Origin of the sequence: Streptomyces goshikiensis (genome assembly GCF_014650555.1) — a bacterium.
GTDB lineage: Bacteria > Actinomycetota > Actinomycetes > Streptomycetales > Streptomycetaceae > Streptomyces > Streptomyces goshikiensis.
Genome location: NZ_BMVE01000005.1, coordinates 535,165 through 552,239, shown reverse-complemented (window position 1 = coordinate 552,239; position 17,075 = coordinate 535,165). Strand labels below are relative to the sequence as shown.

16 protein-coding genes and 1 riboswitch are annotated in these 17,075 nt (G+C 74.5%); of the genes, 7 read left to right on the top strand and 9 right to left on the bottom strand.

Annotated features, from left to right (window positions below):
• Positions 1 to 284: 284 nt before the first annotated feature.
• From IE248_RS18730 to IE248_RS18705, 6 genes are all read right to left on the bottom strand, one after another.
• Positions 285 to 1,130: an ECF transporter S component gene (locus IE248_RS18730; RefSeq protein ID WP_190031194.1), complete on the bottom strand. Its 846-nt coding sequence runs from the start codon at positions 1,128 to 1,130 to the stop codon at positions 285 to 287.
• Positions 1,127 to 2,941, bottom strand: a complete 1,815-nt coding sequence (locus tag IE248_RS18725) for an ABC transporter ATP-binding protein (protein ID WP_190031193.1) — start codon at positions 2,939 to 2,941, stop codon at positions 1,127 to 1,129. Before IE248_RS18725 ends, IE248_RS18730 begins: the two co-directional genes overlap by 4 nt.
• Positions 2,938 to 4,254 carry an energy-coupling factor transporter transmembrane component T gene (locus IE248_RS18720; protein ID WP_229895383.1) on the bottom strand — a complete coding sequence of 439 codons (1,317 nt, stop codon included), beginning with the start codon at positions 4,252 to 4,254 and terminating at the stop codon, positions 2,938 to 2,940. The genes IE248_RS18725 and IE248_RS18720 overlap by 4 nt, the downstream gene beginning before the upstream one ends.
• Positions 4,251 to 4,949: an SCO2322 family protein gene (locus IE248_RS18715; RefSeq protein WP_100583462.1), complete on the bottom strand. Its 699-nt coding sequence runs from the start codon at positions 4,947 to 4,949 to the stop codon at positions 4,251 to 4,253. The genes IE248_RS18720 and IE248_RS18715 overlap by 4 nt, the downstream gene beginning before the upstream one ends.
• Positions 4,949 to 6,202, bottom strand: coding sequence for an SCO2321 family membrane protein (locus IE248_RS18710; RefSeq protein WP_190031192.1), 1,254 nt, complete (start codon positions 6,200 to 6,202; stop codon positions 4,949 to 4,951). The genes IE248_RS18715 and IE248_RS18710 overlap by 1 nt, the downstream gene beginning before the upstream one ends.
• A gap of 142 nt (positions 6,203 to 6,344) precedes the next feature.
• Positions 6,345 to 6,415, bottom strand: a riboswitch (cobalamin riboswitch).
• Positions 6,416 to 6,494: 79 nt separating this feature from the next.
• Positions 6,495 to 7,568, bottom strand: a complete 1,074-nt coding sequence (locus IE248_RS18705) for a Strvi_7410 family MBL fold metallo-hydrolase (RefSeq protein WP_190031191.1) — start codon at positions 7,566 to 7,568, stop codon at positions 6,495 to 6,497.
• 228 nt (positions 7,569 to 7,796) lie between these two features.
• Here IE248_RS18705 and IE248_RS18700 point away from each other — a divergent pair, with 228 nt between their 5' ends.
• Together IE248_RS18700 and IE248_RS18695 are read left to right on the top strand one after the other, a co-directional pair.
• A complete protein-coding gene (locus IE248_RS18700; RefSeq protein ID WP_190031190.1) occupies positions 7,797 to 9,269 on the top strand; it encodes an aldehyde dehydrogenase in 1,473 nt (490 codons plus the stop codon).
• Positions 9,269 to 9,502 carry a ferredoxin gene (locus IE248_RS18695; RefSeq protein ID WP_008743688.1) on the top strand — a complete coding sequence of 78 codons (234 nt, stop codon included), beginning with the start codon at positions 9,269 to 9,271 and terminating at the stop codon, positions 9,500 to 9,502. Before IE248_RS18700 ends, IE248_RS18695 begins: the two co-directional genes overlap by 1 nt.
• A gap of 85 nt (positions 9,503 to 9,587) precedes the next feature.
• Here IE248_RS18695 and IE248_RS18690 read toward each other — a convergent pair whose 3' ends face one another.
• Entirely contained in the window at positions 9,588 to 10,238 is a 651-nt protein-coding gene (locus IE248_RS18690) for a TetR family transcriptional regulator (protein ID WP_073796100.1), read from the bottom strand.
• Between the two features lie 240 nt (positions 10,239 to 10,478).
• Here IE248_RS18690 and IE248_RS18685 point away from each other — a divergent pair, with 240 nt between their 5' ends.
• The 5 genes from IE248_RS18685 to IE248_RS18665 all read left to right on the top strand — a co-directional run bounded on the left by IE248_RS18685 (position 10,479) and on the right by IE248_RS18665 (position 15,028).
• Entirely contained in the window at positions 10,479 to 11,792 is a 1,314-nt protein-coding gene (locus IE248_RS18685) for a glycosyltransferase family 4 protein (protein ID WP_073796102.1), read from the top strand.
• A 73-nt stretch (positions 11,793 to 11,865) separates the two neighbouring features.
• Positions 11,866 to 12,603, top strand: coding sequence for a class I SAM-dependent methyltransferase (locus IE248_RS18680; protein WP_190031189.1), 738 nt, complete (start codon positions 11,866 to 11,868; stop codon positions 12,601 to 12,603).
• On the top strand, positions 12,600 to 13,682 hold the full coding sequence (locus tag IE248_RS18675; protein ID WP_190031188.1) for a prenyltransferase/squalene oxidase repeat-containing protein: 1,083 nt from the start codon (positions 12,600 to 12,602) through the stop codon (positions 13,680 to 13,682). Before IE248_RS18680 ends, IE248_RS18675 begins: the two co-directional genes overlap by 4 nt.
• 403 nt (positions 13,683 to 14,085) lie before the next feature.
• The gene (locus tag IE248_RS37425; RefSeq protein WP_359520608.1) at positions 14,086 to 14,568 is read left to right on the top strand and encodes a hypothetical protein; all 483 of its coding nucleotides are present in this window, start codon (positions 14,086 to 14,088) and stop codon (positions 14,566 to 14,568) included.
• Positions 14,569 to 14,626: 58 nt separating this feature from the next.
• Positions 14,627 to 15,028, top strand: a complete 402-nt coding sequence (locus tag IE248_RS18665) for a hypothetical protein (protein WP_190031187.1) — start codon at positions 14,627 to 14,629, stop codon at positions 15,026 to 15,028.
• Here the strand turns inward: IE248_RS18665 and IE248_RS18660 are convergent.
• Together IE248_RS18660 and IE248_RS18655 are read right to left on the bottom strand one after the other, a co-directional pair.
• On the bottom strand, positions 15,025 to 16,035 hold the full coding sequence (locus IE248_RS18660; RefSeq protein WP_037797551.1) for an LLM class F420-dependent oxidoreductase: 1,011 nt from the start codon (positions 16,033 to 16,035) through the stop codon (positions 15,025 to 15,027). The genes IE248_RS18665 and IE248_RS18660 overlap by 4 nt on opposite strands.
• A gap of 110 nt (positions 16,036 to 16,145) precedes the next feature.
• Complete coding sequence (locus IE248_RS18655; protein ID WP_073796108.1) at positions 16,146 to 16,964, bottom strand: DUF5336 domain-containing protein; 819 nt, start codon at positions 16,962 to 16,964, stop codon at positions 16,146 to 16,148.
• Positions 16,965 to 17,075 lie beyond the last annotated feature (111 nt).

Here is a 17,075-nt window from a genome sequence, read left to right as displayed (position 1 = left end):
AGACATGCGTGAACCACTCACACGGGTGGAGAGGGGATCCGCGGGCTCCGGGTGAAGCACCCGTGCTGCCCGGCGACATCAACCAGTTAGCCAGCCGGCCGCTGCCCTGGCAACGACCCCCGTTACTAGCCGGGATCGGAGCGGGGGGCCGGGAGACGCGAGTCCGGTCCGCCCGCGGGGGTCGTTACGGGCGGAACTCGGGCTACTAGGGCTGCTCGTATGTGACGTGGGTCCTATGGGGCGCCTCACCCGCAGGGCGCCCGGATCTCACCTTCCGTGGCGGTTCATACCCGTTTCAGGGGTGTGTCCTGGGCCACTTCCGCCCCCGAATCGAAGGAGACCGGGGCATCGAAGGCCGCTTTCCGCGTGGCCCGCCGCAGCGCCTTCAGCAGCGTGGTGCCGAGCGCGAGGGTCAGTACGACGGTCAGTGCGGCCCGCCCCAGGTCCCAGCCCACCGAGGTCGCCAGGCAGTACGCGACGAAGCGCGCGAGGTTCGCCGGAACGGGGTCCCCCGGGTGGAAGGAGACGCCCTGGCCCATGCCCTGCAGGATCACCCAGCCCTGGAGGTTCATGACCGTGCCGTACGCGAAGGAGCCCAGGAACCCGTACACCGCGAGCATCGCCAGCTCGGCCCGGCCGCGGATCCGCTCGGGTCCGGGCAGCAGCCCCGCGCCCAGCGAGAACCAGCCCATGGCCAGCATCTGGAACGGCATCCACGGCCCGACCCCGCCGGTCAGCAGGGCGGAGGCGAACATCGTCACCGACCCGAGGACGAAGCCGAAGCCGGGGCCGAGGACGCGCCCGCTCAGCACCATCAGGAAGAACATGGGCTCCAGCCCGGCCGTCCCGGCGCCCAGGGGCCGCAGGGCGGCCCCGACGGCGGCCAGCACGCCGAGCATCGCCACCGCCTTGGAGTCCATGCCGTCGTCCGCGAGGGTCGCGACGACCACGGCGACCAGGAGCGGCAGCAGCGCCGCGAAGAGCCAGGGGGCGTCCTGGGAGTGCGCGAAGCCGGACTGGCGGTCGGCGAGCAGCGGCCAGCCGAAGGCGGCGATGCCGATGAGGGTGACGAGGACCAGGGCGGCGGCGCCGCGGGGGCCGATGCGGATGGGGCGGGGCGCGGGCCTCACGGTGTGTCCTCCAGGGCCTCGGCGACCTGGGCGACCGTGAGCCAGTGGCCCGGGGCCAGGATCTTGGCCACCTGGGGCGCGAACGCGGGGGAGGACACGACCACCTCGGCGGTCGGACCGTCCGCGACGATCTCGCCGCCGGCCAGGATGAGGACGCGGTGCGCCAGCTCGGCGGCGAGCTCCACGTCGTGGGTGGCCAGCACGATGGCGTGGCCGTCGGCGGCGAGTCCGCGCAGGATCTCGATCAGACGGGCCTTGGCGGCGTAGTCCAGGCCGCGGGTGGGCTCGTCGAGGAGCAGCAGTCCGGGGCGGCCGGTCAGGACCAGGGCCAGCGCGAGGGCCAGGCGCTGGCCCTCGGACAGGTCGCGGGGGTGGGTGTCGTCGGGGACGTCGGGCAGCAGGGCGGTGACGAGCGCCCGGCAGGTGCCGGCGGGCCGGCCCGCGTCGGAGTCGGCGGCGGCGCACTCGGCGCCGACGGTGTCAGCGTAGAGGAGGTCGCGGGGGTCCTGGGGGACGAGACCGACGTGGCGGATCATGTCGGGCGGCGGCGTGCGGTGGGGGGTGCGGCCGCAGACGGTCACCTGGCCGGTGGTGGGCGGGACCGTGCCGACGAGGGTGCTGAGGAGGGTGGACTTGCCGGCGCCGTTGCGGCCCATGAGGGCGACGGTTTCGCCGGGGGTGACGGTGAGGGTGATGCCGTGCAGGACCTCTGCGCGGGCGCGGCGGACGGAGAGGTTCGTGACGTGGGCGGCCGGGGCCGTCGGGGCGGCGGGGGCTGTGGGGTTGGCCGGGGCCGCCGGGGGCGTGGGGCCGGCCGGGGGTGCCGGGGCCGCCGGGGGCTGGGCGGTGTTGGTGCGGCCGAGCAGGCGTGCGAGGAGGCCGGGGCCCTGCGGGCGGCTTTCCCCACCCCGCCCCTTCCCGAAACTGGGGGCTTCGCCCCCAGACCCCCGCGCCTCAAACGCCGGCGAGGCTGAGGGGGGCGGCGGGGCTGAGGGGGGTGACAGGCGGGTTTGGAGGGTTGGGGAGTGTCGGCGGGCGTCGCGGATGGAGAGGGGGAGGGGGGACCAGCCGGCGAGGCGGCCCAGGGCCACCACCGGGGGGTGGACCGGGGAGATCTCCATCATCCGGGCCGGGGGGCCCAGGAGCGGCGGTGCGCCCGGGGCCGGGAGGAGGAGGACCTGGTCCGCGTACTGGACGACGCGTTCCAGACGGTGTTCCGCCATCAGGACGGTGGTGCCCAGGTCGTGGACCAGGCGCTGGAGCACCGCCAGGACCTCCTCGGCCGCCGCCGGGTCCAGCGCCGAGGTGGGTTCGTCCAGGACCAGCACCTTCGGGTGCGGGGTCAGGACCGAGCCGATCGCGACCCGCTGCTGCTGGCCCCCCGAGAGGGTGGCGATGGGGCGGTCGCGCAGTTCGTTCAGGCCCAGCAGGTCCAGGGTCTCCTCGACCCGGCGCCGCATCACGGCGGGGGCCAGGCCCAGGGACTCCATGCCGTACGCCAGCTCGTCCTCGACGACGTCCGTCACGAAGTGCGCCAGCGGGTCCTGGCCCACCGTGCCGACGATGTCGGCGAGTTCGCGCGGCCGGTGGGTGCGGGTGTCGCGGCCCGCGACCGTGACCCGGCCCCTCAGGGTGCCCCCGGTGAAGTGCGGGACCAGGCCCGACACGGCGCCGAGCAGCGTGGACTTGCCCACGCCCGACGGGCCGACGAGGAGGGTCAGCTCCCCTTCCGGGAGGGTGAAGTCCGCGTCCCGGAGGGCGGGCGCGGGGGCGCCGTCGTACGTCACCGACACCTGTTCGAAGCGGATCACTGCGACGCCTCCTTGGGCGGTACGGGGGCCACGAAGGCGGGGAGCAGGCCGATGAGGATCGCGGCCGCCGGCCAGAGCGGGAGTCCGGGAACCACCAGCGGGACCACGCCCGGCAGCAGGGCTTCGGGGTCGACGGTGCCCGCGTAGATCATCAGGGCCGCGACGGCCGCTCCCGAGCCGGAGACCAGCCAGGCCCGCGCGCCCCACCGGTCGGGCCGGTAGCGGGTGCGGATGCTGCGGCGCCCGCCGAGGCGCAGGCCCGCGAGGGCCAGGGCGAGGCCGATGCCGAGCACCGGCAGCCCGTACGCGGCGCCCTCGGCGGCCAGCAGCCCGTACGTGCCGGCGCACATGCCGAGCAGGCCGCCGAGGGTGAGGGCGTTGGTGGTGTGCCGGACGGCGGCCGGGACCCGCGCGGTCCGGCCGTAGCCGCGGGCGTCCATCGAGGCGGCGACGGCCACGGAGCGTTCGAGCGCGCCCTCCAGCACGGGCAGGCCGATCTGGAGGATGGCCTTCACCCCGCCCGTGGGGCGCCCGCGCAGCCGGCGGGCGGTGCGCAGGCGCATCACGTCCGCGACCATGTTCGGCGCGAAGGTCATGGCGACGATGACGGCGACGCCCGCCTCGTAGAGGGCCGCCGGGAGCGACTTGAGGAGCCGGGCCGGGTTCGCGAGGGCGTTGGCGGCGCCGACGCAGATCAGCAGGGAGGCCAGTTTGGCGCCGTCGTAGAAGGCGAAGACCAGCTGCTCGGCGCTCACCCGGCCGCCGAGGCGGATGCCCTGCGCCCAGTCGGGGAGCGGGAGCTCGGGGAGCGTGAGGACGGTGTGCGCGCCGGGGACGGGGGAGCCCAGCAGCGCGGAGAAGACCAGGCGCAGGCCGATGACGACGAGGCCGAGCTTGATGAACGCGCCGTACGAACGGGCCCAGGGGGCGTCGGTGCGGCGCGCGGCGACGACGTATCCGGCGACGCCGACGATCAGGCCGAGGAGGAGGGGATTGGTGGTGCGCGAGGCGGCCGTCGCGAGCCCCAGGGCCCACAGCCACCAGGCACCCGCGTGCAGGGCGTTGCCACGCCGGGCCTCGGGAGCGGTGTGTTTTTCGTACGCCGGCCGGCGCGGGGCGTTCCCCGCCGACGCGGAGCCGGGGCCGGCCGGGGTCGCGAGGCCGTCCGCGGGCCCGCGGGTCGCCCGCCCGACCGCCGGCCGGGCGGGGTGGCCGTCCGTACGGGAGGACGCCCGGGTGGGGCGGCCGGCTGCGGCGGCCGTACGCTCCGCCGGGCCCGCGCCGCCGGGCCGGTCCTCGGGCCCGGGGGTCATCGGGTGCGGCGGCGGCGGGACTGCCAGAGCGCGGCCGCGGCCAGGGCGGCGACGGCCGCGATCCCGACGAGGAGACCGGCCGAGGGCCCGGATCCGGATCCGGATCCGGCGGGCGAGGCCGAGTCCCGGCCGTCGGCCGGTCCGGAAGCAGTCGCCGTCGCAGGCGACGAGGCCGTGCCCGGCCCCTCCGCCAGCGGTTCGCCGCAGCCCTGCTTCGGATAGCCCGACACCGCGCACAGCAGCGCCGCGCTGTTGTAGCGCAGCGGCTTCGCCACCGCGGCCAGCGCCTCGGCCGCCGTCGCGTCCGGGGCGATCTGCGCGCAGGCGGTGCGCGGGGCGTCCTGCGGCGGCTCCTCACCGGACGGGGCGTCCGCCGGGAGGCCGAAGTCGACGACGACGGCCACCCGCTTCTTGCCCTCGGCCGCCGGGGTGGCGCCGCAGACCGCCCCGAAGTCCGCCGCCGCGCGCGGCCGAGCCGCCTCGTCCCCGGCGTCCTTGCTCACCGCGAAGCGGAAGCCCCAGGCCGAGCCGTCGGCGGGGCGGGCCATCGACGGGCCGAGCGAGGCGTACGCCCACTGGCCGGCCGAGCCGTCCCAGAACGACCAGTAGCGGTAGCTCGACGCGAGCGCCGGGCCGGCCGCGACCAGGGTGAGCAGGATCCCGAACGCCAGGACCAGAGGGGTCAGCCGGCGCATCAGAGCTGGTTCTTCTTCCGGCGGCCGCTCAGCATGATGCCGATGCCCACGCCGGCCGCGGCGCCCGCTCCGACGATCCACCAGACCTTGCCGTCGCTGGAGGCCCCGTCCTTCTCGTCCTTCTTCTTGTCCTTCTTCTCGTCCTGCGCGGTCCCGCCGGTCGCCTGCGGCGCCGGGCCGGTCGCGTTCAGGGCCGCGACGAGGTCGGTGCCGCCGAAGGCCTTCGGGTCGGTGCCCGTCGCGTGCGCGGTCAGGACCAGGGAGGCGAGCGCGGCCGGGTTGTCCTTGGACCACGCCGCGGAATTGGCCTTCAGCCACTCCAGGGCGCTCGCCGCGGACTGCTTGTGGCCGGCCGCCGCCAGCGCGATCACCGCGTCGGCCGTGTTGCCGGTGTCGGGGGTCGGCTGGTCCGCGCCCGGGGTGAGGGCCGTCAGGTGGCCGTCCTTCTTGAGGGCCTCGGCCAGGTAGCCGGCCGCGCCCTGGGCGGCGGCGGCCGGGTCGGCGGAGCCCGCCGGGCAGGCCAGTGCGGCGGCCGGGGTGTCCGCGGACGGGGCGGAGACGACCGCGCCCTTGCCGAGGGCGGCCAGCGCGGCGGCGGCCGTCGCGTCGGCGTTGGCCGGGAGCTTGCCGTCGGCCGGCTGGTACCCGAAGGCGCCCCGGTCGGCGGCCGGCTCGGCGGAGCAGCCCAGCTGGAACGCCAGCAGGCCCTCGTACGCCGACTTGCCCGCCTTCGACTTCACGTCGGCCGGCTTCTCGCCCGCCACCGCGAGGGCGCTGATCACCACGGAGGTGGAGCTGGCGTCGCTGGGGGTGCCGGGGGCGTAGGCCCAGCCGCCGTCCTCGTTCTGGACGGACTTCAGCCAGTCCACGCCCTTCTTCACGGCCGCGTCCTGGCCGCCGAGCGCCTTCAGCGCCTGTACGGCCGCCGCGGTGGCGTTGGTGTCGAGCATCGTCTTCGGGTCGCAGGCCGCCGTGGCGTCCGGGCGGAAGGCGGCGAAACCGCCTTCGGCGCACTGCTGGCCGACGAGCCAGGCGACGGCCTCCTCGGCGGGGCGCAGGCCCACCGTGTGCTGGGCGAGCAGCGCGAAGGACTGCCGCCACACACCGTCGTAGGTGGGGTCGTTCTTGCCGTAGAGCCCGGAGGGCAGGACCGGGGCCGGGGAGGGGGAGGGCGCGGCGAGGGCCGTGGGGGCGGCGCCGACACAGAGCACGGCGGAGGCGGCGAGCGCGGCTGCGCTGCGGCGGACGTTCATGGCGGGGCGGGTGCCTCTCGTGCTGGGGAGCGGGGAGGCAGGCACGCGCAGGCACCGGGCTCCGGCTCCGTGTACCTCGACGGTGCCGGCCGCCGGAGGGACCGGCGGCGCGAGCCGCGCACTTTTCGGTACGGGGCATTCCGGCTTCCCGGCCGCAGTGCATGCGGGCCGGGTCACGGTTGCGGGTCAGCGCCGGATTCGCACCGGCTTCCCCCCGTACGGGAGTGTGGACGACGGGTTCACTCTACCGGCCCACCGTTCCCGGGCCCGGGGCGCGGGCGGCCCGGGCCCCTCACACCGCGCGGTAGGTCACCGGGTCGCTGCCCGGCACCGGTTCCGCCCGGCCCTGTTTCACCAGCCGCCGCAGGTGCGCCTCGGCTTCGGAGACGGCGATGTTCCGGGAGCCGTACGGGATCTGCTCCCAGGGCCGGTTCCACTCCATCCGCTCCGCCAGCGCCCACGGGGTCAGGGGTTCGGCGAGCAGCTCCCACAGCCCGGTCAGGCGGTCCTCGTGGTGGGCCAGCAGCTCCCGCACCCGGGCCGGGGCGTCGGTGAAGGCGTGCTGGTGGGCGGGGAGCACCTCGGCGGGTTCGAGGCGGCCGATGCGTTCGAGGGAGTCGAGGTAGTCGCCGAGGGGGTCGGTGGCCTGCTCGGAGGAGGGGTCCTCGTACAGGCCGATGTGCGGGGAGATCCCGGGCAGCAGGTGGTCCCCGGAGAAGAGGCGGCCGTTGCCGGGCAGGTGCGCCGGGTGCTCCTCCTCCAGGTGCAGGCAGACGTGGCCGGGGGTGTGGCCCGGGGTCCAGATCGCCCGGAGCCGGCGTCCGGCGAGGGGGAGCAGTTCACCGGGGAGGATCTCCCGGTCGGGGACGGCGGCCCGCAGCCCGGGCAGGGTGCGCAGCCGGCCGTTCGCCCGGGCGGCGCGCAGGGGTGCGAGGTGGGCCTCGGGGGCTCCGGCGGCGGCCAGCTTCCCGCTCATGTAGTCGAACCAGACGCCGGGCTCGGCGGAGCGGGTCCGTACGACGACCTCGGTGTCGGCGGCGTGCATGGCGATCCAGGCGCCGGAGGCCTCGCGGACCTGGCCGGACAGGCCGTGGTGGTCGGGGTGGTGGTGGGTGATGACGACGCCGTGGACGTCGGCGACCGCGAGGCCGAGGGCGCCGAGGCCGGCGACCAGGGTGTTCCAGGAGGCCGGGTCGTCCCATCCGGTGTCGACGAGGACGGGGCCGCGCCCGGTGTCGAGGACGTGGACGAGGGTGTGCCCGAGGGGGTTGTCGGGGATGGGGACCTTGATGCCCCACACGCCTCCGCCGTGGTCGGTGACCTGAGGCGGCACGTCCTGGTCGAGCTGTGGCGCGTCCTGCGGCATGAGGGGCTCCCTGTCCGAGCCGGGCCGCGACCGTGCCGCCGGCTCACGCTAACGAGAACATGTTGCAGTAGTCGCCCAAGTCGACCATCTCTCCGCGTTTCTGGCTAGTCGTTGGATCTTCCCGGCCGCTGCGTCCCGACCGTGGACTCCTGGAACTAGAACTGGTATCAGTTCTGAAACACCGTCAGGGTGATCGGGTATCCGCACCGGCCGCAGGAGGCATCAGCCATGACCGAGCTCGTGGAACACGGACAGCTGTTCATCGGCGGGGAGTGGACCGATCCGCTGGGCACCGGCACGATCCGGGTCGTCTCCCCGCACACCGAGCAGGTCATCGGCAGCGTCCCGCACGCCTGCGAGGCCGACGTGGACCGGGCCGTGGCCGCCGCCCGCAAGGCCTTCGACGAGGGGCCCTGGCCCCGGCTGTCCCTGGACGAGCGGATCGCCGTCGTCACCCGGATCAAGGACGCGATCGCCGTCCGCCACGAGGAGATCGCCCGCTCGATCAGCTCCCAGAACGGATCCCCGTACTCCTGGAGCGTCCTCGCGCAGGCCCTCGGCCCGATGATGGTCTACGACGCCGCGATCACCGTCGCGCGCGCCTACCCGTACGAGGAGTACCGCCAGGGCGCGCTCGGGCCGATCCTGGTGCGCCGGGAGCCGGTGGGCGTGGTCGCCGCCGTCATCCCCTGGAACGTCCCGCAGTTCGTGGCCGCCGCGAAGCTCGCGCCCGCGCTGCTGTCCGGGTCCACGGTGATCCTGAAGCCCTCGCCGGAGTCCCCGCTGGACTCCTACATCCTGGCCGACATCGCCAGGGAGGCCGGGCTGCCGCAGGGCGTGCTGTCGATCCTGCCCGCCGACCGGGAGGTCAGCGAGTACCTGGTGGGCCACCCCGGCATCGACAAGGTCGCCTTCACCGGCTCGGTCGCCGCCGGCCGGCGCGTCATGGAGGTCGCCTCCCGCAACCTCACCCGCGTCACCCTCGAACTCGGCGGCAAGTCGGCCGCCGTCGTCCTCCCGGACGCCGACCTGGACGCGGCGGTCGCCGGGATCGTCCCGGCGGCCTGGATGAACAACGGGCAGGCCTGCGTGGCCCAGACCCGGATCCTCGCGCCGCGCGCCCGGTACGAGGAGATCGCCGAGGCCCTCGCGGCGGCGGCCGGGGCGCTGGTGGTCGGCGACCCGCTGGACCCGGCGACGCAGCTCGGGCCGCTGGTGGCCGAGCGGCAGCGGCGGCGCTCGCTCGACTACATCCGGCTCGGCCAGGAGGAGGGCGCGAAGGTCCTCACCGGCGGCAGCCGCCCGGCGGGCCTGGAGCGGGGCTGGTACGTGGAGCCGACCCTCTTCGGCGACGTGGACAACTCGATGCGGATCGCCCGCGAGGAGATCTTCGGGCCGGTCGTCTGCCTGATCCCGTACGGGGACGAGGCGGAGGCGGTACGGATCGCCAACGACTCGGAGTTCGGCCTGAGCGGCAGCGTCTGGACCGGGGACGCGGAGCACGGCGTCGACTTCGCGCGGCGGGTGCGGACGGGCACCTTCAACGTGAACACCTTCAGCCTGGACATGCTCGGCCCGTTCGGCGGCTACAAGAACAGCGGCGTCGGCCGCGAGTTCGGGCCGGAGGGGCTGAGCGAGTACCTGGAACACAAGATGATCCACCTCCCGGCGGGGTACCAGGCGCCCGGGGCGGGTGCGTGATGGGTGACCGGTGGTACGTCGAGGTGGACCGCGGGGTCTGCATCGGCTCGGGCATGTGCGTGAACCACGCCCCGGCGGGCTTCACCCTGGACTCGGCGCGCCAGTCGCACCCGGCGGCCGCGGAGACCGACGCCAGCGAGCCGGTCCTGGCGGCGGCGGAGGGCTGCCCCGTCGAGGCCATCGCCATCACCCTGCTGGGCACCGGCGAGGCCGTGTTCCCCCCGGAGGAGTAACCGCAGGCGAAACCCCCGCGACCGCCGCCGGGCCTCCCGCCCGGCGGCGGCCGCGGGCCCGCTTCACCCCCGCCCTACGGCGGGTTCAGGACTTTCGCGGGGTCGGCGCGGCGGCCGCCGCGCCCGGGGCCGTGAGGTCGATGAGACGGCAGACCGTCTCGATGTCGATCTTCACCTGGGCGATCGAGGCCCGGCCCGAGAGCCAGGTGATCAGCGCCGAGTGCCAGGTGTGCTCGATGACCCGGACCGCCGAGAGCTGCTCCGCCGTCGGCGGGGCGTCCAGACCCATCGCGTCCAGGATGATCGCCGTGGTCAGCCGGGACACCGTGTCCACCTCGGGGCTCACGCTGCGGTCCGCGAACGTCAGCGCGCGCACCATCGCGTCCGCCAGGTGCGGCTCCCGCTGGAGCGCCCGGAAGGCCCGCATCAGGGTCTCCGCGACCCGCGCGGCGGGCTCCTGACCTGCGGGCGGACGCTTGCGCAGCGTGGTGTGCATGTGCTGGAGCTGGTCCTGCATGGTGGCGACGAGCAGGTGCACCTTGGAGGGGAAGTAGCGGTACAGGGTGCCCAGCGCCACGCCGGCCGCCTCCGCGACCTCCCGCATCTGGACGGCGTCGAACCCGCCCCGGCTGGCCAGCTGCGCGCTCGCGTGCAGGATCCGGCGGCGGCGCGCCTCCTGGCGCTCCGTCAGGGGAGGGGACGCCGGTGTGGTGACGGCTTTCGCTTCCACTGTCATGTGTCCCGTTCCATGGCGTTCCGTGGCGTCTCGGTGGTGCTGCGCGGGTACTGATCCACACTGGATCCGGAACCGGCACGGCAAGCGCCGGATCCGTGGCGCGAATCACCTGCTCCGCCTCTTACGGTGGGGTTTCCGGCCGGTAGATTCAATGCTCTTCAACGGATCAAGTCTGAAACTTGTTCTACATTATCCGAGCGGTTACGCTCCGGCGAAAGTGCAGGGAGATGGGGGCCGAGAGTGACCGCTGAGGCCATGGTGAAGAGCCCTTTCGAGGAGTCCGCCACGGACGGCGACCGCCCGCTGCGCATCGCGCTCCTCACGTATAAGGGGAACCCGTTCTGCGGGGGCCAGGGCGTCTACGTCCGGCACCTCTCGCGCGAACTCGTCCGCCTCGGGCACAGCGTCGAGGTCATCGGCGCGCAGCCCTACCCGGTACTGGACACCGGCGCCACGCTGACCGAGCTGCCGAGCCTGGACCTCTACCGCAGCCCCGACCCGTTCCGTACGCCGAAGCGCGACGAGTACCGGGACTGGATCGACGCCGTCGAGGTCGCCACCATGTGGACCGGCGGCTTCCCCGAACCGCTCACCTTCTCGCTGCGCGCCCGGCGCCACCTCGCCGCCCGCGCCGGTGAATTCGACGTCATCCACGACAACCAGACCCTCGGCTACGGACTGCTGGGGCAGCTCGGCGCCCCGCTCGTCAGCACCATCCACCACCCGATCACCGTGGACCGGCAGCTGGACCTGGACGCCGCCAAGGACTTCAAGAAGCGGCTCTCCGTACGCCGCTGGTACGGCTTCACGCGCATGCAGGAGCGCGTCGCCCGACGGCTGCCCTCGGTGCTCACCGTCTCCGGGACCTCCAAGCAGGAGATCGTCCAGCACCTGGGCGTCCGCGAGGAGCGCATCCACGTCGTGCACATCGGCGCCGACACCGACCTGTGGTCGCCCGACCCGTCCGTCGCCGAGGTGCCGGGGCGGATCGTGACGACCTCCAGCGCCGACGTACCGCTCAAGGGCCTCGTCCACCTCGTCGAGGCGCTCGCCAAACTCCGCACCGAGCGGCCCGACGCGCACCTCGTCGTCGTCGGCAAGCGCGCCGAGCGGGGCCCCGTCGCCCGCGCCATCGAGACGTACGGCCTCCAGGACGCGGTCCGGTTCGTCAAGGGCATCACCGACGCCGAACTCGTCGACCTGGTGCGCAGCGCGCAGGTCTCCTGCGTGCCCTCCCTCTACGAGGGCTTCTCGCTCCCCGCCGCCGAGGCCATGGCCACCGGCACCCCGCTCGTCGCCACCACCGGCGGCGCGATCCCCGAGGTCGCCGGTCCCGACGGCGAGACCTGTCTCGCGGTGCCACCCGGCGACCCGGGCGCGCTCGCCGCCGCGCTCGGCCGGGTGCTGGGCGACCCGGAACTGCGGGCCCGCCTCGGCGCCGCCGGACGCGAGCGGGTCCTGGACCGCTTCACCTGGGCGCGGGCCGCCGAGGGCACCGCCGCGCACTACCGGGCCGCGATCGAGCGGGCCGCCCGTGCCCGCAGCGACCGGTGACGTTCCGTCCCGTGTTCCCCCGCGCAGCAAGCGCCACCCCGTTCACCCCCCGCGACCGCGAAGGCAGGACCCCGTGCTGACCGTCGATTTCTCCCGGTTCCCGCTCGCCGCCGGCGACCGTGTGCTCGATCTGGGCTGTGGCGCCGGCCGTCACGCCTTCGAGTGCTACCGGAGAGGCGCCCAGGTGGTCGCCGTCGACCGCAACGGCGAGGAGATCCGCGAGGTCGCCAAGTGGTTCGCCGCCATGAAGGAGGCCGGTGAGGTCCCCGCCGGCGCCACCGCCACCGCCATGGAGGGCGACGCTCTGGCGCTGCCCTTCCCCGACGATTCCTTCGACGTCGTCATCATCTCCGAGGTGATGGAGCACATCCCCGACGACAAGGGCGTGCTCGCCGAGATGGTCCGCGTGCTCAAGCCCGGCGGGCGCATCGCCATCACCGTGCCGCGCTACGGCCCGGAGAAGATCTGCTGGGCGCTCAGCGACGCCTACCACGAGGTCGAGGGCGGCCACATCCGCATCTACAAGGCGGACGAGCTGATCGGCAAGATGGAGGCCGCCGGCCTCAAGCCGTACGGCACGCACCACGCCCACGGGCTGCACTCCCCGTACTGGTGGCTCAAGTGCGCCTTCGGCGTCGACAACGACAAGGCGCTGCCCGTCAAGGCGTACCACAAGCTCCTGGTCTGGGACATCATGAAGAAGCCCCTGGCCACGCGGCTCGCGGAGCAGGCCCTGAACCCGGTCATCGGCAAGAGCTTCGTGGCCTACGCGACGAAGCCCCACCTCCCGGTCAGCGCGGCCGCCCAGTGACCACACCCGGGCGTACCGAACACCTCGTCCTGGACGGCGTACTGACCGCCGAGCAGGCGGCCCTGACGGTCGCGGGAATCCTCGCCGCACAGCGTTCCGACGGGGCCATACCGTGGTTCCGCGGCCACCACCTGGACCCCTGGGACCACACCGAGGCCGCGATGGCCCTCGACGCGGCGGGCGAGCACGAGGCGGCCGCCCGCGCCTACGAATGGCTCGCGCGGCACCAGAACGGCGACGGCTCCTGGTACGCGGCCTACGCCGACCGGCCCGACGGCGTGGACACCGCCGAGCCGCAGGACGCCGGCCGGGAGACCAACTTCGTCGCGTACATCGCCGTCGGGGTCTGGCACCACTACCTCGCCACCGGCGACGACACCTTCCTGGACCGGATGTGGCCCGCCGTCTACGCGGCCGTCGAGTTCGTGCTCGGGCTCCAGCAGCCCGGCGGCGAGATCGGCTGGAAGCGCGAGGCGGACGGCGCCCCCGTCACCGACGCGCTGCTCACCGGGTCCTCCTCCATCCACCAGGCGCTGCGCTGCGCGCTGGCCATCGCCGAGCACCGCGAGGAGCCGCAGCCGGACTGGGAGCTGGCGGCGGGAGCCCTCGGCCACGCGATCCGCCGGCACCCGGAGCGGTTCCTCGACAAGTCGCGCTACTCGATGGACTGGTACTACCCGGTCCTCGGCGGCGCGCTGACCGGGCCCGAGGCCTCGGCGCGCATCGAGGAGCGCTGGGAGGAGTTCGTCGTCCCGGACCTCGGGGTGCGGTGCGTGCTGCCGAACCCGTGGGTCACGGGCGGGGAGTCCTGCGAGCTGGCGCTCGCGCTGTGGGCGATGGGCGAGTCGGACCGGGCGCTGGAGATCCTGCGCTCGATCGGCCACATGCGGGCCGAGAACGGCATGTACTGGACGGGCTACGTCTTCGACGACCGGGCCGTCTGGCCGGTCGAGCAGACGACCTGGACGGCCGGTTCGCTGCTGCTGGCCGTCGCGGCCCTCGGCGGCGACGAGGCCACGGGCGCGGTGTTCGGCGGCCTGGAACTGCCGTCGGGCCTGGAACCGGACTGCTGCCACTGAGCCGTGCGCGGCGGCCCTTGGCCGCCGTGCGGGCCCGATGATGCGGGCGGTGCGCGGGCCACGCCACCCGGGGGACCCGAACGGGGTGCCCGAGTGGCGGGGGCCGGGCACCCGGGTGACGCTGCGGGGGACACCTCACTCCCCGGAGGAAACCGTGTCCATACCCAGCACCGCCCGATGCCGCCGCGCCGTCACGGCGCTGTTCCTGTCCACCGCGCTGCTCGCCGGAGCCACCGCCTGCGGCAGTGGCGGCAGCGGCCGGAACCACAGCGGGGACGTCTCCGCCGCGGCCGTGACCGCCGCCGGGGCGGGCGCCGTGGCCCCGCTCGCCGTGGACCCGGCGCTGGTCAACCCGGCCCTGGTCAACCCCGGCCTGGTGAACCCCGGCCTGGTGAACCCGGCCCTGGTCGCCCCGGCGCTGGATCCGGCCGCCGTGGATCCGGCCGCGGCCGAGCCCTCGCCCAGCACCTCCGCCGAGAAGCAGAGGTTCGCCAAGACGCGCTTCGTCGCCAACGCGGGCCTCGCGGCCGGGGCGACGTACCAGTGGATCGTCAAGCCGTACCGCGAGGGCAAGTTCAAGAAGGGCGCCAAGGGCCGCACCTTCGCCCTGATCAAGGCGGGCCTCGCGGGCGCCTTCGCCTACAACCGGCTGAAGGCCGCCGTGGACAACGCCAAGGGCGACCCGCTGCTGTCGAAGGCTGTCGTCCCCCTGACGGCGGGCATCGAGTCCCTCAAGGGCCTCGGCTCCAAGCTCCGCAAGGGCAACGCGAGCGACGCCGACCTCAGTTCCCTCCAGGACGTCATCACCGGAGTCAAGAGCGCGGGCCAGAGCGCGGGCGCCCCGGTGACCGACAGGGTGCCGAGCCTCTCCCAGCTGGGCGGATAGCCCCTGACGAACGGGCCGGGCCGGCGGATGCGCCGGCCCGGCCTGTTTCAATGGCCGGGTGATCGAGCTCGTGTTCCTCGCCGCCCTGGCCGCCGTCACCGGCTGGCTGATCCGCCGCAAGCACCGCGAGCGGACCGCCGCCGGCCTGCCCCAGGGGATCCCGGCCATGGCCCGGAACCCGGCCGGGGCGGGGCGCTGGCGGGCGGGCCGGGTGTTCGCGGCCCCCGCCGGCGAGGTGCGCTGGGCGCCGGGGCGGGGCGAGCCCGTGGCGCTGCCGGGCGTACGGGCGACCGGGGTGCGGCCGCCGTCCGTGAAGGAGGGGCTGTCCATCAACCCCGGCTCGCGGATCGTGGCCTGCGCCTACGAGGGCGGGACGATCGAGATCGCCGTCATGGCACTGGACCTGCGGGAGCTCCTGGAGGCCGTACCGGCGGACGACGGCGCGGGGGAGAGCGGCTAGCCGGCCAGTTCCGCCAGGACGCGCAGGGTGTGCGGGTCGGGGGCCGTCACCAGGAGGTCCGTGACCGGGCCCGCGCGCCAGAGGTCGAGGCGTTCCGCGATCCGTTCGCGCGGCCCGATCAGGGAGATCTCGTCGGCGAACGCGTCCGGGACGGCGAGCACGGCCTCCTCCTTGCGGCCGGCGAGGAACAGCTCCTGGATCCGGCGGGCCTCCTCCTCGTACCCCATGCGGGCCATCAGGTCGGCGTGGAAGTTGCGGGCCGCGTGGCCCATGCCGCCGATGTAGAAGCCGAGCATCGCCTTGACGGGGAGCAGCCCCTCGGCGACGTCGTCGCAGACCTTGGCCCGGGCCATCGGGGCGATCATGAACCCCTCGGGGAGGCCGGTGAGCGAGGCCCGGTAGACGTCCGTGCGGGTCGGCGACCAGTAGAGCGGGAGCCAGCCGTCCGCGATCCGGGTGGTCTGGGCGATGTTCTTCGGGCCCTCCGCGCCGAGCAGGACCGGCAGGTCCGCCCGCAGCGGGTGGGTGATGGGCTTGAGGGGCTTGCCGAGGCCGGTGCCGTCCGCGCCGCGGTACGGGTGCTGGTGGAAGCGGCCCTCCAGCGCGACGGGGCCCTCGCGGCGCAGCACCTGGCGGACCACGTCCACGTACTCCCGGGTCGCGGTGAGCGGGCTCGCGGGGAAGGGGCGCCCGTACCAGCCCTCGACGACCTGTGGCCCGGACAGGCCGAGGCCGAGCATCATGCGGCCGCCGGAGAGGTGGTCCAGGGTGAGGGCGTGCATGGCGGTGGCGGTCGGGGTGCGGGCGGACATCTGCGCGATGGCGGTGCCGAGCCGGATCCGCGAGGTGTGCGCGGCGATCCAGGTCAGCGGGGTGAAGGCGTCCGAGCCCCAGGCCTCGGCGGTCCACACCGAGTGGTAGCCGAGGTTCTCGGCCTCGGTGGCGAGGTCGAGGTGGGACGGATGGGGGCCGCGGCCCCAGTAGCCGAGTGCGAGTCCGAGGCGCATGTACGGTCCCCTCCGCGAAGCCGTATCTGACGATGCGTCAGGTGACTCTAGGGCAACGGCCCCCCGCCCGGAAGGGCGGGGGGCCGTCGATGCGCGCGTCGAGCGGGGCGTCAGCCGCGCTGGATGCCCGAGGTGTCGTTCAGGACGCCGCGACGGCCGTCCTGGGTCTGGGCGATCAGCGCGGACTGGCCGCGCTGTTCCACGGCCAGGTACCAGGTGCCCGGGGCGAGCTCGGCGATCGGGCTGGAGGAGCCGTCCTCGGCGAAGAGGGGGCGGGCCACCGGGACCGCGAACCAGAAGGGGGTGAAGTCGGCCGCGGGCGCCTCGTGGGCGGCGGGGGCCGGAGCCGGGGCCGGCTCGTGGGCGGCGGGCTGGCCGCCGTACGGCGGGACCGGCTGGGGGGTCGCCCCGTACGGCTGCGGCTGCTGGCCGCCCGGGTAGCCGTAACCGCTGCCCGGCTGGGGCTGGGAGCCGAAGGCCGCGGCGGGGGCGGCGGGCGCCGGGTCCGGGATCAGCTGGCCGGCGAGCGCCGGGATCTTCGGGCCCGCGATGGCCACACCGGCGATCGCCAGGGTGGCGAGGAAGGAGATGACGGCGCCGGCACCCAGGTCGAAGGTGCTGGGGCAGGTGATCAGGGACCACAGTGCGGCCCACACGGAGGAGACGGCGAGCACGGTGCCCCACGCCGGCAGCGGAACGCCCGCGAGCCCCCGGCCCTGCGGCAGGAAGCGGGAGCCGACGAGCAGGCCGGCCGCGACGAACGCGGTCAGGAAGACCGTGGGGAGGGCCAGGTGGTAGACGTCGGTGTCCCAGACGCTGGGCAGGTCGACGCCGTCGGCGGAGTAGAAGTCGAGCAACGAGGCGATGAACAGCAGCACCGCTGCTCCGATCACCACGCCGTCTCCTCGTGTGAGGGAGCGGATATTCACTTCGTCGGTGTCCTTCTCGGTCTCGGTCGTCTCGTGGTGCCGCAGTCGCGCGTCTTGCCTGGAGCGGGGCGGGCGGCACCATGGTACGGACGTCTGCCGCGACCGGAGGGG

Coding starts and splice junctions, on each gene's coding strand:
- IE248_RS18720 (WP_229895383.1), bottom strand. CDS start 4,254: ATGACCCCCGGGCCCGAGGACCGGCCCGGCGGCGCGGGCCCGGCGGAG.
- IE248_RS18715 (WP_100583462.1), bottom strand. CDS start 4,949: ATGCGCCGGCTGACCCCTCTGGTCCTGGCGTTCGGGATCCTGCTCACC.
- IE248_RS18710 (WP_190031192.1), bottom strand. CDS start 6,202: ATGAACGTCCGCCGCAGCGCAGCCGCGCTCGCCGCCTCCGCCGTGCTC.
- IE248_RS18705 (WP_190031191.1), bottom strand. CDS start 7,568: ATGCCGCAGGACGCGCCACAGCTCGACCAGGACGTGCCGCCTCAGGTC.
- IE248_RS18700 (WP_190031190.1), top strand. CDS start 7,797: ATGACCGAGCTCGTGGAACACGGACAGCTGTTCATCGGCGGGGAGTGG.
- IE248_RS18695 (WP_008743688.1), top strand. CDS start 9,269: ATGGGTGACCGGTGGTACGTCGAGGTGGACCGCGGGGTCTGCATCGGC.
- IE248_RS18690 (WP_073796100.1), bottom strand. CDS start 10,238: ATGACAGTGGAAGCGAAAGCCGTCACCACACCGGCGTCCCCTCCCCTG.
- IE248_RS18660 (WP_037797551.1), bottom strand. CDS start 16,035: ATGCGCCTCGGACTCGCACTCGGCTACTGGGGCCGCGGCCCCCATCCG.